14 protein-coding genes are annotated in these 15,074 nt (G+C 61.2%); 6 read left to right on the top strand and 8 right to left on the bottom strand.

Annotation, left to right across the window (positions count from 1 at the left end; genetic code table 11):
* Positions 1 to 14: 14 nt before the first annotated feature.
* The 4 genes from HHJ19_RS15570 to HHJ19_RS15555 all read right to left on the bottom strand — a co-directional run bounded on the left by HHJ19_RS15570 (position 15) and on the right by HHJ19_RS15555 (position 3,572).
* On the bottom strand, positions 15 to 917 hold the full coding sequence (locus tag HHJ19_RS15570; protein WP_296908782.1) for a DMT family transporter: 903 nt from the start codon (positions 915 to 917) through the stop codon (positions 15 to 17).
* A 63-nt stretch (positions 918 to 980) separates the two neighbouring features.
* Complete coding sequence (locus HHJ19_RS15565) at positions 981 to 1,499, bottom strand: flavin reductase family protein (protein ID WP_296908781.1); 519 nt, start codon at positions 1,497 to 1,499, stop codon at positions 981 to 983.
* Between the two features lie 273 nt (positions 1,500 to 1,772).
* Positions 1,773 to 2,069: a hypothetical protein gene (locus tag HHJ19_RS15560; protein WP_296908780.1), complete on the bottom strand. Its 297-nt coding sequence runs from the start codon at positions 2,067 to 2,069 to the stop codon at positions 1,773 to 1,775.
* A gap of 144 nt (positions 2,070 to 2,213) precedes the next feature.
* On the bottom strand, positions 2,214 to 3,572 hold the full coding sequence (locus tag HHJ19_RS15555) for a D-amino acid dehydrogenase (RefSeq protein WP_296908779.1): 1,359 nt from the start codon (positions 3,570 to 3,572) through the stop codon (positions 2,214 to 2,216).
* Positions 3,573 to 3,677: 105 nt separating this feature from the next.
* Here HHJ19_RS15555 and HHJ19_RS15550 point away from each other — a divergent pair, with 105 nt between their 5' ends.
* From HHJ19_RS15550 to HHJ19_RS15540, 3 genes are all read left to right on the top strand, one after another.
* Positions 3,678 to 4,616: a LysR family transcriptional regulator ArgP gene (locus HHJ19_RS15550; RefSeq protein ID WP_296908778.1), complete on the top strand. Its 939-nt coding sequence runs from the start codon at positions 3,678 to 3,680 to the stop codon at positions 4,614 to 4,616.
* Positions 4,617 to 4,766: 150 nt separating this feature from the next.
* Positions 4,767 to 6,038 (top strand): ABC transporter substrate-binding protein, encoded by a 1,272-nt coding sequence (locus HHJ19_RS15545; RefSeq protein WP_296908777.1) that lies wholly within the window; start codon positions 4,767 to 4,769, stop codon positions 6,036 to 6,038.
* 123 nt (positions 6,039 to 6,161) lie between these two features.
* On the top strand, positions 6,162 to 10,217 hold the full coding sequence (locus tag HHJ19_RS15540) for a PAS domain S-box protein (RefSeq protein ID WP_296908776.1): 4,056 nt from the start codon (positions 6,162 to 6,164) through the stop codon (positions 10,215 to 10,217).
* A gap of 34 nt (positions 10,218 to 10,251) precedes the next feature.
* Here the strand turns inward: HHJ19_RS15540 and HHJ19_RS15535 are convergent, their stop codons facing one another.
* Positions 10,252 to 10,803: a hypothetical protein gene (locus tag HHJ19_RS15535; RefSeq protein ID WP_296908775.1), complete on the bottom strand. Its 552-nt coding sequence runs from the start codon at positions 10,801 to 10,803 to the stop codon at positions 10,252 to 10,254.
* A 276-nt stretch (positions 10,804 to 11,079) separates the two neighbouring features.
* On the opposite strand from HHJ19_RS15535, the gene HHJ19_RS15530 reads away from it, so the two are divergent.
* Positions 11,080 to 11,655 (top strand): TetR/AcrR family transcriptional regulator, encoded by a 576-nt coding sequence (locus HHJ19_RS15530; protein ID WP_296908794.1) that lies wholly within the window; start codon positions 11,080 to 11,082, stop codon positions 11,653 to 11,655.
* Between the two features lie 68 nt (positions 11,656 to 11,723).
* Here HHJ19_RS15530 and HHJ19_RS15525 read toward each other — a convergent pair whose 3' ends face one another.
* Together HHJ19_RS15525 and HHJ19_RS15520 are read right to left on the bottom strand one after the other, a co-directional pair.
* Positions 11,724 to 12,146, bottom strand: coding sequence for a universal stress protein (locus HHJ19_RS15525; protein ID WP_296908774.1), 423 nt, complete (start codon positions 12,144 to 12,146; stop codon positions 11,724 to 11,726).
* A gap of 79 nt (positions 12,147 to 12,225) precedes the next feature.
* Positions 12,226 to 13,077 (bottom strand): metallophosphoesterase, encoded by an 852-nt coding sequence (locus HHJ19_RS15520; RefSeq protein WP_296908773.1) that lies wholly within the window; start codon positions 13,075 to 13,077, stop codon positions 12,226 to 12,228.
* 196 nt (positions 13,078 to 13,273) lie between these two features.
* On the opposite strand from HHJ19_RS15520, the gene HHJ19_RS15515 reads away from it, so the two are divergent.
* Positions 13,274 to 13,450, top strand: a complete 177-nt coding sequence (locus tag HHJ19_RS15515) for a hypothetical protein (RefSeq protein WP_296908772.1) — start codon at positions 13,274 to 13,276, stop codon at positions 13,448 to 13,450.
* Between the two features lie 157 nt (positions 13,451 to 13,607).
* On the opposite strand, the gene HHJ19_RS15510 is transcribed toward HHJ19_RS15515, so the two are convergent.
* The gene (locus HHJ19_RS15510; RefSeq protein WP_296908771.1) at positions 13,608 to 14,564 is read right to left on the bottom strand and encodes a LysR family transcriptional regulator; all 957 of its coding nucleotides are present in this window, start codon (positions 14,562 to 14,564) and stop codon (positions 13,608 to 13,610) included.
* Between the two features lie 156 nt (positions 14,565 to 14,720).
* Here HHJ19_RS15510 and HHJ19_RS15505 point away from each other — a divergent pair.
* The coding region (locus HHJ19_RS15505; RefSeq protein WP_296908770.1) for a hypothetical protein at positions 14,721 to 15,074 on the top strand (354 nt) is incomplete at its 3' end.

Raw genomic sequence — 15,074 nt, 5'->3', positions numbered from 1 at the left:
CCGTTTTTTGCCGCTCAAGCCACCGCGCGTGGCTGGTGGTTGACCAGCACGATACCGGCTGCCACAGTAGCCAGCGCCACCAGCAATCCCGGTGTCACGCTTTCGCCCAGCCACGCTGCACCGAACAGCAGCGCAAACAGCGGCGTGAAAAATACAAACACCGAAATCTTGGTGGCCGGGTAACGACCCAGCATCCACATCCAGGCCAGGTAGCTGGCAAAAGCACCAATCACCGTCTGGAGCGCCAGCGAGGTAATGGCAAACGGACTGAATTGCCAGACCCATGCTTCGCCCAGACCGAGCGACAGAGCGGGAAAAGCCAGCGCACTGAAGGCCAGCTGGTAAAAAAGCAGCTTTTCGGCCGAGATCCTGACCAGACTGGTGGCGCGAATCACCACCGTGGTCAGGCCCCAGGCCATACCGGCGAGCAGCGCCAGCAGGTCGCCGCGCGCGGTAGATGCATGCTCGCCCGTAAAGCCTTCGCGCAGGGCGAACACCACCGCTACAAATGCCGCCAGCAAGCCGACCCATTGCAGGCCGCGCAGCTTTTCCGACTTGACCCAGAAGGGCAGTAGCAGCGCCACCCAGAACGGCGAGGTGTATAAAAACACCGTCAGGCGCGACGCCGTGGTGTATTGAAGGCCCAGGTAGATGCAGGCAAACTCCGCACCGAAGAGCGCGCCCGCAAGCAGGCCGGCTGCCAGCGAGCCGTCGCGCCTGAACAGCGGAATTCGCCGCCACAAGCACCATAGACAGAGCAGCACCGTCGCCCCCACCAGGCGAAGGGACGCCTGGAACATGGGTGGTATTTCCGCAATCGTTGCCTTGATGAGCACCTGCTGCAGGCCCCAAAAGAGGCAGCAGCCAAGCAGCAGGGAAATGGCCAGGGTGTCGAGGTGGACTTTGCGTGCGGTCATGGGGTCAGTGTTCAGCAATCGAGGACGGCGCTTCAGCGCGAAGCTGCCCCCGTGCAGGGTGGTTCACAAAGGGTGTTCAGTGTAGAACCTGCCACCGTGAAAAAGCAGTGGCGCAGCGCCGACGCGGTGGCTGCAGCGCTCGACTTCCCCGACAAAGATGACGTGGTCACCTTCTTCATAGCGGCTGCGGTTGAAGCACTCGAAAGTGGCGGCAGCGCCTTCTAGCAGAGGTGAGCCGCTGGCGCCTTCGGTGAACGCCACATCTTTCCAGCGGTCCTCACGCTTGCTGGCAAAGCGCTCGGCCAGCGTTTTCTGGTCCGCCGCCAGGATATTGATGGCGTAGTGCGAGCCGCTACTCAGCGCTGCCATGGAACCGGCGGCCTGCGACAGGCTCCACAACACCAGCGGCGGGTTGAGCGACACCGAGTTGAAAGAGTTGGCGGTCAGCCCGACCAGGCTCCCATCTGGCGCGCGCGCGGTGACGATGGTCACCCCGGTGGCAAACATTGCCAGTGAGGTCCGGAATTCCTTGGCGGAAAAGTTGGGGCCACTCGCTTTGCGAAGGGTGGTAGGAGAAAGCATAGAGGACTAATTTAACTGATGCGCGCGGCGCACGTCCACGCCGGGTTTTCGCGCGGGGGTCATGTGGCTTGCGGCGCGGTGCGGCAACCAGCCGCCGGAGAGTAGACGGTTCACAGTGCCGCGACCCCTAAGACAGGCAGCTTGCTACGTTTTTAATAGCAATAGAGAGCGGATTTTATTGGACGTGGCCCATGTTTCGGCCCGGTCTGTGATGACACCGAAAACCGCCGCCATCAGCGGCTTGTGGCTTGTGGCTTGCGCACCTGCTCCGGCCTAAAGCTTTTTGTACGCGCGATCCATTTCAGGGCCGTTGCTGGTGTCTTTATGCCCCTGGTCGACATCGCGTGCTGCCTTCGTCATCAAGGGATCTGGCGTTTCCGCGGTCATGTTGAGCGCCTGGTCGCGCTCGTGCGGTAACTGCAGACTGGCCTCGACCGAGCTGTCCTGGGGGGTACCGGACTTTCCCGGACGGGCCGTTTGCGCAAGCGCCTTTTTTGCCGGCATGCCTTTGCCGGCGGCCGCCTGATCAGGAGGATTCATGGACTTGGGAGAAGATTTCGTCTTGGGCATAAATATGATTCTGCTGCCTGTCCCGTGGCAAGGCTGTCAGCGTGCCAAAGCAGGTGCTGTAGGAGAAACGCACTTGCGCGCCTGCCGGCTGAGTACGCTGGACAAGCCCGGATCGGGCCGTCTGCGCAGACCGGCGTCGCTTCGTCAGGCTGATTGGGGTCTTAAACGGGCGTTGGGGCGGTCACAACCGTAGAAGCCGACATCCATGCCAGGGATCTCGCCGCTTATTAGCTCGGCGATCGCCTTGCCCGAACCAGCGCCATGCGTCCAGCCCAGGGTGCCGTGGCCGGCATTCACCCAAAGCCGGTCCACTTTGGTCTTGCCGATGTAGGGAATGTTGGTCGGCGTGGCCGGTCTGAGGCCGGTCCAGAACTGGGGATTGCCGCCTTGCGCTTCCAGCCGTGTGTCGCAGACGCCGGGCAATACTTCTTCAATGCGGTCGGCCAGCATCTTGCAACGGGCCCTGGCCAGTGGCGTGTCGAGCGACAGGTCGTAACTGCCAACCTCGATCGTGCCCGCCACCCGCAATTCATTGCCCAGGCGGCTGATCGCGCATTTGACCTCATCGTCAATGGTGCTGACAAACGGCGCGAGTTCGGGCTTGAGCAGCTGGAAAGTGGCGCTGTAGCCTTTGCCCGGGTAGATCGGCAGGTCGACGCCAACCGTGCGCAGCAGCGGCGCCGTGTACGAGCCGCAGGCAGCGACCACCCGGTCGGCCTTCAAATATTTCAATTGGGTGTCTTTTTGGCCCGTAGTCCAGGTTTTACGGTCACGAATAGCTATTGAATTAATAGCATTTCCGCTTTTTTCGAGGCGCACAATATCGTGGTCGTACAAAAACCGGGCACCCCGATCCGCGCAGCGACCGGCCAGCGCCTGGGTGAAGACACGGGCGTCACCGCTTTCGTCGCTGGCGGTGTAGGTGCCGCCCACAATGTGGTGCGCAAATGAGTTGAAGGCGGGTTCTATGGCCAGCAGCTCGGAAGTGCTCACCACGCGCCGTGCGACGCCATATTTGCGCATCAGCGCTGCAGCGTCGCCAGCGGTATCAAATGATTTTTGGTCGGTGTAGTAGTGGGCGATGCCGCGTTCCAGCCGGTTGTACTCAATGCCGGTGGTGCCCACCAGCTCCTTTAGGGCGGTATGGCTGTAGCCGCCCAGCGCCACCAGTTGCTGCACATTGCGTTCAAACGCGGCGTCATTGCATTGACCGAGAAACTGCAGGCCCCAGCGCCATTGTTGCCAGCCTTCGCCAAACGGCAGCTGCGGACGAAAAAGCAGGGGTGCATCGTCACGGAACATCCATTTCAGCGCCTTCAGCGGCGCATCGCGGTTGGCCCAGGGCTCACAGTAGCTGACGGATATCTGCGCCGCATTGGCAAAGCTGGTTTCCAGAGCCGCGCCGGGCTGCCGGTCAACCACCGTGACCTCATGGCCCCGCTCGAGCAAATGCCAGGCAGTGCTCACGCCAATAATTCCCGCCCCCAAAACAACGACTTTCATGGCCACACCTTTTCTGCACGGTTAGTGTGAAGGAGATTGCTTTCTATTAACAGAAAAATTAAACTCTTAGTGAAAACATCAGAATAACTAATACAAGAGGCCGGCATGAACACGTTTGATCCCGATGCGCTGGAATGCCTTGCAGCGATTGTCGAAGAGGGTGGTTTTGAGCGTGCTGCCCAGCGCCTGTCAATCACGCAGTCGGCGGTGTCGCAGCGTTTACGGGCGCTGGAGGCGCAGGTCGGCACCGTGCTGATTGTGCGCAGCCGGCCGCTAAAAGCCACCTCTGCCGGAAAACTGCTGCTCAAGCACACCAAGATGATGCGCCTGCTGCGCGCCGACGTGGAGCGCGAGCTGAAGGAGCTGGCGCCCAGCTCGCTCAGGGGCGCGCGCGAGGAGGAACGCATTTCGATTGCAATCAACGCCGACAGCGTGGCCACCTGGGCGCTGGAGGCACTGACCGAACTGGCCCAGCAGGGCCTGCCCATGGAAATCATCGCCGACGACCAGGACTTCACGCACGAATGGTTGCGCGAAGGCCAGGTACTGGGCTGCGTCACCTCGCTGAGACAGGCCTTACGCGGCTGCAAGGTCGTGGCGCTCGGTGCCATGGAGTACGTGGCCGTGGCCACTCCCCTGTTTGCTCGGGAGCGGCTGGGCCAGGCTGTCAGGATCGGAGAATCCGCATCGCTGCTGAGCGCGCACAACTTTCGCGACATTCCCTTCGTGGCGTTCAACCGCAAGGACGACATGCAAAGCGAGTTCGTCGGCAAGGCCTTCGGGCTCAAGCACGTCACGCTGAACCAGCTGTTTGTTCCCTCGTCCGAAGGCCAGGTACGGGCCGTGCTGGCGGGCTGGGGCGCCAGCGTGGTGCCACGCCTGATTGCGCAGGGGCTGATCGACCAGGGCCAGCTGGTCAATCTTGCCCCCGGCTTCACCCTGACGATACAGCTGTACTGGCACTGCTGGAATCTGGAGTCCGAGGTGCTGGACGCGTTGACGGCAGCCCTCAGGCAGTCAGCGGCGCGCGCGCTGCTGCCCTGAAGTTAGACCGGCCCCCGGCAAACCGCCACAAGCCGTGCGGCGCTGCGGAAAAAAGCCGGTCGGCAGACGCCGAGCCCTGATGCATGAGGGTAAATAGGTCTTGTCCGCGCAACGAACGGTTTCTTATACTTCCGTCCACGAGGAGAAAAAATGTTGTCAGTTTCCACCATCATGGGCGTGCGCGCCCTGACCGGGCTCGCCGCGGCTTTTGTCATGGCGCTTGGCTTTGCACAGCCCGCCGGCGCCCAGCCCGCACTGCAGCCGGCAGCCAGCGCCGCGACGCCGCCGCAGATTACCGGAAACACATTAAAGATCGGCGTTATTGGCCCATTTACCGGCCCGTCGGCGGACTTTGGCGTACCGATGCTCAACGGCATCCAGCAAGCGGTTGACGAGAACAATGCGGTCGGTGGTTATCTGGGACGCCGGCTGGAGCTCGTGCGCCGGGACGATCAGGCTGACCCGGCGGTGGGTTTGAAGGCGTCGCAGGAACTGATGACCCAGAAAGTAAGCGCGACGATCGGGTTTTGCAACACCGGCGTGGCCGCCAGGTCGCTCGAGGTCTACCAGACCCATCAGGTGCCTCTCATTATCCCCTGTGCGACCGGCACTCCGCTGACGGCCAAATACCCCGACCCTGAAAGTTACATCTTCCGTACTTCGGCCCGCGATGCCATTCAGGCGCCATTTGTCGTGGACGACATTCTGGCGCGGGGATGGGACAAGGTGGCGGTGTTCGCCGACACCACGGGTTACGGCGAAGCCGGCTTGCGGGACGTTGAAAAAGCACTGGCCGCGAAGAAAATCAAACCGGTCTATGTGGCGCGTTTTGGCCTGGGCGTAAAAGACCTCAGTACCGAGCTGAGCGCCGCGAAGGCGGCGGGTGCCAATGTGGTTTTCAGCTATACCGTCGGCCAGGAGAACGCCGTGATTGCGCTTGGACGTCAGGCCATGGACTGGAAAGTGCCGCAGGTCGGCGCCTGGACACTGTCTTTCCCATTCTTCATCGACGGCGCCGGGCAAGCGTCCGATGGCGCACTGATGGCCCAAACCTTTATCGCGGAGCCCAGCAACGAACGCCGATCCTCTTTTCTGACCAGCTATGCGCGCAAGTTCAAGGTCAGGAAAATCCCGGTGCCGATGGCTGCCGCGCAGGGCTACGACGCCGTCTACATTCTGGTTTATTCGCTGTTCGGCATACGCGATGGCAAGCTGACCGGGCCGGCCATCAAGGCGGCACTTGAAAGCAAGAATCGTACGTATTACGGTGTCGTCGCGACCTATGATCAGCCATTCACCGCGCAGGACAAGGATGCCATCACGCAAAATATGCTGGTAATGGGCATCGTGAAAAACGGAGCGGTAACGTTTGCGCACGCCGAAGATGCAAAGCGCAACCTTTTCGTGCAGAGAAAGCAGTAAGTCCGGGGACGCCGGGTTTGCACGCTTGGCGTTGTTTATCTGCCTCATGCGACAGTTCCTCGTGTTTCAGAGCCGCTTGGCTCATGCCGGTACACCGGAATCGTAAAGACAGGTGGAGTCCGTATGACGAGTTGGCTTGGGCTTCGTGCCCGTCTGGTTTTACTGGTGCTGCTGGCCCTGCTGCCGGTATTTGGACTGTTTGCCTACTCCGCTGCAAAAAACCGGCAAGCAGCCGTGGCGCAGGCGCAGGCCAACCTGCAATCGGAGGCATTTCTTGCCGCCTTGCACCAGCAGCGTCTCGCCGAACGGGTCGCCCAGCTCCTTGGCGATATTGCCAGCGGTCCGTCCATCAAGGACACGCGCAACAGCCTTTGCGTCCAGTACCTCAAAAACCTGAAATCTCAGGATGCAAATTATCTTGACTTGGGGGTGGTGGGCCTGGATGGCCACATTTCCTGTCATGCGCTCGATCTCGGATTGGGTGCGTTTGCCGGCGATCGCCGGTTTTTCAAGCAGATTCTGGCAGGGCAAAAAATTTCAGTTGGCGAATATGCCGTGGGCCGCTTCAGCGGCCGGCCAGGCATTCCTTTCGGTGTGCCGGTCTATGACGCTCAAGCAGTACTGAACGGCGTTGCGTATGCTGCGGTGGACATCACGGCGCTAACCACCGCCCTGGCTGCGGGAGAAATCCTTGACGGTGCCCGGCTGCGAGTGATTGACCGGCGTGGCATGGTTCTGGCAACTCGGCCGCCAAGCAAGGGTGTGGTCGGCATACAGGAGCAGGACGCCATCGTACGGGACGCCGCGCTGGCGGGCCAGTCAGGCGTGCGCGAGGCGGCCGACACCGCAGGAGTAGCGCGGATTTATGCCTACGCCCCGGTCGGTGGCGTGGCTGCAGGTGAACTCTTCGTGGCCATCAGCGTGCCGAGCGAAATGATCACCGCAGGTCCGCGTGAATTGCTTCAGATCGAACTTTCAGCCTTGCTGGCCATGACCGCTTTTGGCGTTGCCTTGGCCTGGTGGCTGGGAAAGCGCCTGATCGTCAGCCCCGCCCGGGCCATTTTGAGTCAGGCCAACGAAGTCATCCGTGGCAATCTGGCGGCTCGCGTCGGATCCGGTTCCCTGTATCGGGACGAGATCGGCGAAATTGGCCGGGCTTTTAACGACATGGCCGCATCCCTTCAGACGCGGCGGGACGAGTTGGACGCAGCGCTGAACCACGCTGAACAGGAGCGCATCCTGCTTGACCTGATCCTCAACAGCATGAGCGAAGGAGTGATCGCGATTGATACCGACAGACGTTTTCTGTTGCTCAATGCGAGCGCCCGCAAGCTCTATCAATATGCGCCCGGGACTGGCAGCTCGCTCGATGACTGGCGCAGCGCCAATGAACTGATGCTGCCGGACGGGAAAACCGCTTGCGAACTGGCGAAACGTCCCCTGATGCAGGCATTGCAGGGTGTCAGCGTGGACAACTGGGTCGGGCTGTTCCGCAGGCCCGGCGTGGAAGACCGGGTTTTGAGAATAAACGCTCGCCCCCTGCGTGATGCGAACGGGCAATTGGTCGGGGGTGTCGCCGTAACGAGTGACATCAGCGAACTCAAGATCGCCGAAGATTTCGCTGCCGCGCAACAACAAGTGCTGACCTTGATTGCCGCTGGGGTGCCGCTACCGCAATCACTCGAAGCGATTGTGCGCCTGATAGAAAAGAGCTCACCCGCCAGCCATTGTTTAATATTGCTTAACCAGGATCAGCAGCTGCGTCATGGTGCCGCAGCCAGCCTGCCGGCAAGTTTTGTTCAGGCGATTGACGGTTTGCCGGTGTGTGAGGGCATGGGGGCTTGCGGTACTGCGGCGTTCCGCAAGGCGCGGGTGGTGGTTGAAGACATAGAGCGCGATCCCCTGATGCAGAATTTCCGCGGGTTGCTGCAGGCGCACGAGCTGCGAGCCTGCTGGTCAATGCCGGTGACTTCGACCGATGGCGAGGTACTAGCGACTTTTGCAATTTATCGGCGCACTCCAGGCAAGCCCCTGCCCAAGGATCAGGAACTGATGGACACGGCGACCCGGCTGGCCCGAATTGCGCTGGAGCGGACACGTGCCGAGGCGGCGCTGGTCAGCAGCGAGGCGCGCTTTCGCGAGCTGGCGGAAAACATCGACGACGTTTTTTACAGTGCGGATGCCCGCACCGGGCGACTTCTTTACGTCAGCCCAGGCTATCAGAGAATCTGGGGCCTGAGTTGCGAAAGCCTGTACGCCGACCCGGCCTCTTTCGCCCATGTTGCGGTAGCCGCGGACCGTCATCTGGTGACGCTTAATCACCAGCGCAATCGTGCCGGTGAGCGATCCGAGGTCGAGTACCGCATCCTGACCCCGGACGGACAGACACGCTGGATTCGCCACCACTCCTACCCGGTGTTCAACGCCAACGGTGAACTCGAACGCGTGGTCGGCACGGCGCGCGACATTTCCGCCAGCAAGCTGGCCGATCTGGCGCTGGCCAGAACCAACCGGGCACTGCAAATATTGAGTCGTTCCAGCATTTCCATCAACCGGATGAATGACGAGGAGAGCCTGCTCGCCGAGGTGTGCCGCATAGCCGTTGATGTGGGGGGCTACTGTATGGCATGGGTAGGCTACGCCCAGGACGACGAGGCGCACAGCATCCAGGTCGCTGCCCACGCAGGCGACGAATCCGGCTACCTGACGTCGATTGCCCTGAGCTGGCGTGCGGACCTGGTTACCGGTCAGGGACTGGCAGGGCGGGCCATCCGTAGCGGCCAGCCCGTGCAAATTGGCGACATCAGCAGCGCCGGCGATTTTTTCTGGCGCGAGGCAGCCCTGAAACGAGGTTACCGCAGCTGCATTGGTTTACCGCTGCGTGGCGAGCAGCGCAGTTTTGGTGTGCTGTGCCTTTACGCCTCTGAGGCGCAAGACTTTTCCCCCGACGAAGTTCGGCTTTTACAGGAGCTTGCCGACAATCTGGCGTTTGGCATTGGCAGCTTGCGCGCCCGGCTGGAACACGCCCGCAGTCAGGAGGCTGCGCGTCAGGCGGCGCTCAAGTTGCGCGAGCAGGCCTCCTTGATGGACCAGGCGCAAGATGCCATCATGGTGCGCAATCTTGACGGAACCCTCAGGTTCTGGAACAAGGGTGCGGAACGTTTGTTTGGCTGGACCGCCGACGAAGTGCTGGGCAAAACCATGCGCACGGAAATGTACGCCAGACCCCAGACACTGAGCCTGATCAGGGAACAGATCATGGGTAGCGAACATCTCTGGACCGGGCAACTGGAAAAACTGGCACGGGACGGGTCCATCGTGGCGGTCGAAGCGCGCTGGAGTGTGGTGCATGATGAACAGGGCCGTGTCAACGGCATGCTGGGCATCAACACCGACATGCGAGAGCGCAAGCTCGCGCACGAGCAAATCATGTTGCTCAACGCCAGCCTTGAAGGGCGGGTGAAACGGCGGACGGCGCAGCTGGAGTCAGCCAACCAGCAGCTGGAGGCCTTTTCCTATTCGGTGTCCCACGACTTGCGCAGCCCGCTCAGTGCCATTGCCGGTTTCAGCACCCTGCTCGACAAGGCCATGGCCGCCGGTGACCCGCAGACCGGGCGCAGCCAGCATTACCTGACGCGTATCCGCGCAGGGGTGGCGCAAATGGGAGAACTGATAGACGCCATGCTCTCGCTGGCGCAGGTTTCGCGCTCCAGCATGCGCTGGGAGGCGGTAGACCTCAGCGCCCTTTCCGAGGCCTTGCTGGCCGGCTATGAGGAGCGCGACCCGACCAGGGAGACACGGCTGCGGGTAGAGTCAGGGCTGCTCGCGCACGGTGATCCGCGCCTGCTCAGGCAGGTGCTGGACAACCTGCTGGGCAATGCCTGGAAGTTCACCCAGGGCAAACATCCGACTGAAATTACCGTGGCCCATCAAATAGGCAGCGCCGGCGAAACCGTCTATTTCGTGCGAGACAACGGCGCGGGTTTTGACATGAGCTATGCGGAAAAGCTGTTCGGAGCCTTCCAGCGCCTGCACACGGAGTCCGAGTTTGCCGGCACCGGCATTGGCCTGGCGACGGTTCAAAGGATCGTTGCGCGCCATGGCGGCAGGATTTGGGGCGAATCAGTGAAAGGTAAGGGAGCGACGTTTTATTTCACGCTCGGCCAGGCTATGGCGTGAACCGCTGCCGACCTGCATTGGCTCGGCGCAATGCCTACAGCTTATGGGCCTGCAGCGTCTCGCGCAGCGCCCGCGCCTTGTCGGGGTCGAACTGCCCCTCGGCCCGCGCGAGCACCTCACCCTGGCGATTGACGATCACGGCATAGACCTGGCCGGTGCCGTTCAGTCCGGCCGAGCGCACAAATTTGGCGCGATCGGTGAACACCGGCACCAGCTTGGCGCGCTCGGTGGCGGCGGGGTGGTGCGCCAGCAAGGTGTTTTCGAAGGCGCTGCGGCCGCTTGACGTACCCGGGTCATCGCGCACCGACATACGCATCCAGACAATGGACGGGTCATTCCTCAAGTTCAGCCCTTCGATCCAACTCTCCGCCTGGGCGCGCTGGCCGCGCTGGAAGGTGATCAGGGCCAGCGTGCGATCAGAGGGCAGGCCGCCGGGCACGGTTAGCGGCTGGCGTAGCAGGGTTTGCGACATGAACGCTGGCAGACTGCCCATGACGCTGCCTTCATTGGGCGCTGCGACCGCCAGGGCAAAAGCCAGGCCGGCGGTTCCCAGCCAGACACCGATATTGGACACTTTGCTGTTCATGCTGCGCTCCCTGCAAAAATGAAGTTCAGAAATTCTGAATGCATCGCTGAATGCAAGATACATGCAAACTCCGCCCGAACGCAAAGTATTTATTGGAACAAAGCGTAATGCAAATAACTGCCTTGCCAGAGCGGTGTTTGAGACTTCCAGAGGCCGAATCAATAGAATGCTGCCATGTCATCCAATACCGTCCCAGTCGCAAGCAACGCAAGGTCCGCGACTGCAAAAATCAGCGCTCTCAAGGCCGGGCCACCCAGGGTTTCTTTCAAAACGCAAATGCTCCAGGCCAGGGAAGAGGCGATCGTTCAGGCCGCCAGCCGCCTGCTGGCCGAAAAAGGGTTTGACCTGATGACCGTGGACCAGGTGGCGGCCGACGTCGGCATTGCCAAAGCCAGTCTGTACAAACACTTTCCCAGCAAGGAAGACCTCGCCGCCGCCGCCATGGTGCGGGTGCTCGGCCGGGCCAGGACTTTTCTGGCCAGCCTGCCTCGCGAAGCCGCGCCGCTCGACCAGCTCAAGACCGTGGTGCGCTGGATGATGCGGCTGCAACTGGCCGGCGAAATGCCGTCGCTGCCCAGCCAGAACTCCACGCTGCGCGCCACCCTGATGCGCAACAAGGCCTATCTGGACGGGCTGATGGAAGCGAGCGAGCAGATCGGCAGCTGGATCGAGCAGGCCCAGGCCGAGGGAGCGCTCGATCCGCGGCTGCCGGCCATCGCGGTGCTCTACACCTTGTACGCGCGCGCCTGCGACCCGGTGCTGGAGTTTTTGAGGATGGGCGGCCAGCACAGTGACGAGGAGATCGTCGAACTTGTGCTGCGCACCTGCTTTTGTGGCCTGTCAAGCCGCTAGTCCAATGGATATCAATATAGTTTGCTATTGAAAAAATAGCAAACCAAAGGTGCGGCAAGTTGGCGATGTCAGCGCACCAGCAACACCGGCACCTTGCCGTGGGCCAGCACCTGGGTTGCCACCGAGCCCATCACCAGGTTAGCCAGTGCGCCGTGCCCGTGCGAACCCATGATGAGTAGGTCAAACTTGCCCGAGTCCGCAAACTTGGCAATGGTTTCGCCCGCCGGCCCCACCTTCCAGCTACTTTTGGCGCTGATGCCATGACGTGTCAGGCACTTGGACACCGGCGCCATGATCTTTTCAGTTTCGTCGGCATAGTAGCTGTCAACCACCTCCTTGCCCACCGCTGCGCGCGCACGCGGTGGCAGGGCCGGCTGCACCGTGAACACGGTGTAGTCGTTGCCGGTGCCGAACAGTTCGTCGTGCGTGGTCAGGTAGGCCAGCATTTTTTTGGTGAAGCTGCTGCCGTCAACGGCAAGAAGAATTTTCATGGGAGCCCCTGTGATAAAGCTTTAGTTTATACAGTGGCGCCGCGCCCGGCGGTTCGAAGCAACAATCGGTTGACCTGTCTCAAGATGCCAGCGTGATGCAGAGCGATTCCCGAAAGCTGGCCTGTTCGCCCTTGCGCGCATAACCCAGCGGGTTGGCCACGACGCGGCAGCCCTGCTTCACATAGTCGTTTCGGCAATGCAGATGCCCGTGCAGCCACAATCGGACCAGCGGCAGCAGCTCGTCCAGCGAATTGCAAAACCCTGCCGTGCCTGGCGTCAGGCCGTAGCGCGGGTCCGCGCTCAAAAGGCTGGGCGCGAAGTGGGTGACTGCCACCGTGGGTCCATCGAATGGCTCAGCCAGTGCCTGGCGCAACCAGGCCTGCGCTTGCAGGCCCTCTTCACGCACTTGCTCAGCCAGCATGGGCTGGCCTCTGCGCAGGGCGTGATTTTTCTTCAGATAGAAATTGGCGGCGCGAAAGGCTTTCTCGCGCGCCTTCAATTGCTGGCCCAGCGTGATGTCGCCGCATCGCGCCTCGTTGCTGCTCAAGGCGTCAAAGTCGCTCCACAGCGTGCTGCCGACAAAGCGCACGCCCTGCAGCACCACTGATTCGCGCTCCAGCCAGAGCAGCCCCAAACGCTGGCAGGTCTCCTGAAGGCGCAGCCGGGTCTCGTCAAAATCCAGGCCATCGTATTCGTGATTACCAGGTAAAAACAGCACTGGTGTTGGCCAGGCCGCGCCGCCCAGCCTCACCGGCAACGGCGAGAACCGCGCCAGACCAAAATCGGCGATCGCCAGGCTGGCCAGCAGTGATCCGTCCTGGTAGGAGCCGATATCCCCGGCCAGCACCAGCAGGTCGGCTCCGGGCAAAGGGCGGGGCTCGAAATATGGATTGGATTCAAGGTGCAGGTCGGACAAAAGCTGGATGTTCACCCTGCCGATTGTGCGGGAAGGGTCGGGCCGCCATCTTCGCGCGTCGCTTTTGACCTGAAAATGAGGGCGGTGGTTTGGCCATGCGGCATCCATGCAAATTTTGCATGGGTAAAAGCCCCCTTTAGGGTTGCAAAACTAGGGAAAACCCTTACTATCGGGGTATTGCAACTTTTTACCACCGTTTGGGTGGCTTTATATGGTCCGCATTCTTTCCGCCATTGCCCGTTACTTGCCGATCCCCAAAGGCCTGGCACCTGTCAGCGGGGTGGCGAGTCACTTGATGGAGCATGCCGAAGCCCGTGCCGGACGCCACCCGCATCAAGCCCAGGAGCTGCGCATGGCAGCCTGTGCCTACCTTAGCGTCGTCCGTTAATTTTTATCGGGCCGAGCCGGAGCAACGAGTCCGCTTGCCTTGCTATAAACAAAATAGCACTTGATGGCCGATTCGCGTAGACGTCAAGCTGGTCAGCCTTCAAGAAAAGAAATAGCTGACGTCCCGCTGAAAAAGCGCGCTGCGACTGCACATTGTTTTAGTTCGAAAACGCATTTGCCGCCGCACGCACCACGGCCTGGCGCAGCCAGACATGGGCGCTGCGCTGCTGCGAACGGCGATGCCACAACGCATCAACGTGCACCGGCGACACGGCAAATGGCAAGGAGCGTAACGTCAGTTGACCGGACATGCCGGTAACCTGCACAAAATGCCGGGGCAGCACGGTGAGCAGGTTGGAACTGGCGACCACGCGGCCGGCAGTAAAAAACTGGTTGACGGTCAGCACCACGCGCCGCTCACGGCCCAGCGCGGCGAGCGATTCATCAATAAATCCGTAAGGCCGGCCCGAAAAGCTCACCAGCATGTGGCGAGCGGCGCAATAACGGTTCAGGGTAAACGGGCCACTGGCCAACGGATGATCCTTGCGCATCACACACACATACTCGTCGTCGTAAAGCCGCTGGAACAAAAACGGCATGGGCTCGCCGCTCTGGGCCTTGGCCGTCAGGTCGGGCACGACCGAGGGGAAATAGCCGGTGGCCAAGTCGCACGCTTCTTCATCGAGCATCTTGCGCGGGTCGCGCGTGGTGAGCGGCACCACCCGCAGCGCCACCCCTGGCGCTTCCTGCTCCAGGATGTCGTTGAGCCCCGGAATCAGGCTGGCTGCCGTGGCGTCGGCCATCGCCAGCACAAAGGTCAAGCCGGCTTTGGCCGGCACAAACTCGTTGGGAATCAGCGACTCCTGCAACTGCCGCAGCGCTTCGCGCACAGCGGGCCAGATGGCGAGAGCCCGGGCCGTGGGCGCCATGCCCTGGCCACTGCGCTGCACCAGCTCGTCGCCCAGCGTTTCGCGCAGCCGGCGCAACGCGTTGCTGACAGCCGGCTGGGTCAGAGACAGGTTGCGCGCCGCGCGCGTCAGGCTGCGCTCGGCCATGACCTCGTCGAAAACGCGCAGCAGGTTCAGGTCCAGCGTACGGAAGTTCGGGGAATTCAACAGCTTGTCTCCAGCTCAACGCAAAACGGTTTGGTTATCACTATGGTGAATGAATATCATCATTAATATAAAGTTGAATAACATTAGTAGAAACCCTAATATCTCTTCATCCGCTGCCAGCATGTGTTGGTTGGTGGTTAACTCAGAGGATCCATCATGACAAGCTTTGTCAATATCAAATATTCCGCACAACACCACGGTGCCGACCGCCTTGAGTCGGCCGTTGATACGGCGCAGCAGATGCGCCGTGGCCTTTCCGGTTCGCGCGGCCTTGCGACGCTGCTGCTTTCCGCCATGACCGCTGCCGTCATGGTGGTGGCCTACGAGGTGATGGACAGCGTCGCCGAAGGGCATCTGCTGGCGATGTGGATTGTCTTGTGGGTGGCTGCCTTTGTTGCGCTCGCGCTCTTCGCCGACACGGCCCGCCAATTGGCGGCGCGACTAAAAACCAGCCTGGATGCCTGGTCGCGCAGCCTGGCTGAAGCCCGCTCCGATAAGCGTCTCTGGGCG

This window comes from Polaromonas sp., from assembly GCF_012927415.1.
GTDB lineage: Bacteria > Pseudomonadota > Gammaproteobacteria > Burkholderiales > Burkholderiaceae_C > Polaromonas.
This window is presented reverse-complemented; position numbering and strand designations above follow the sequence as displayed.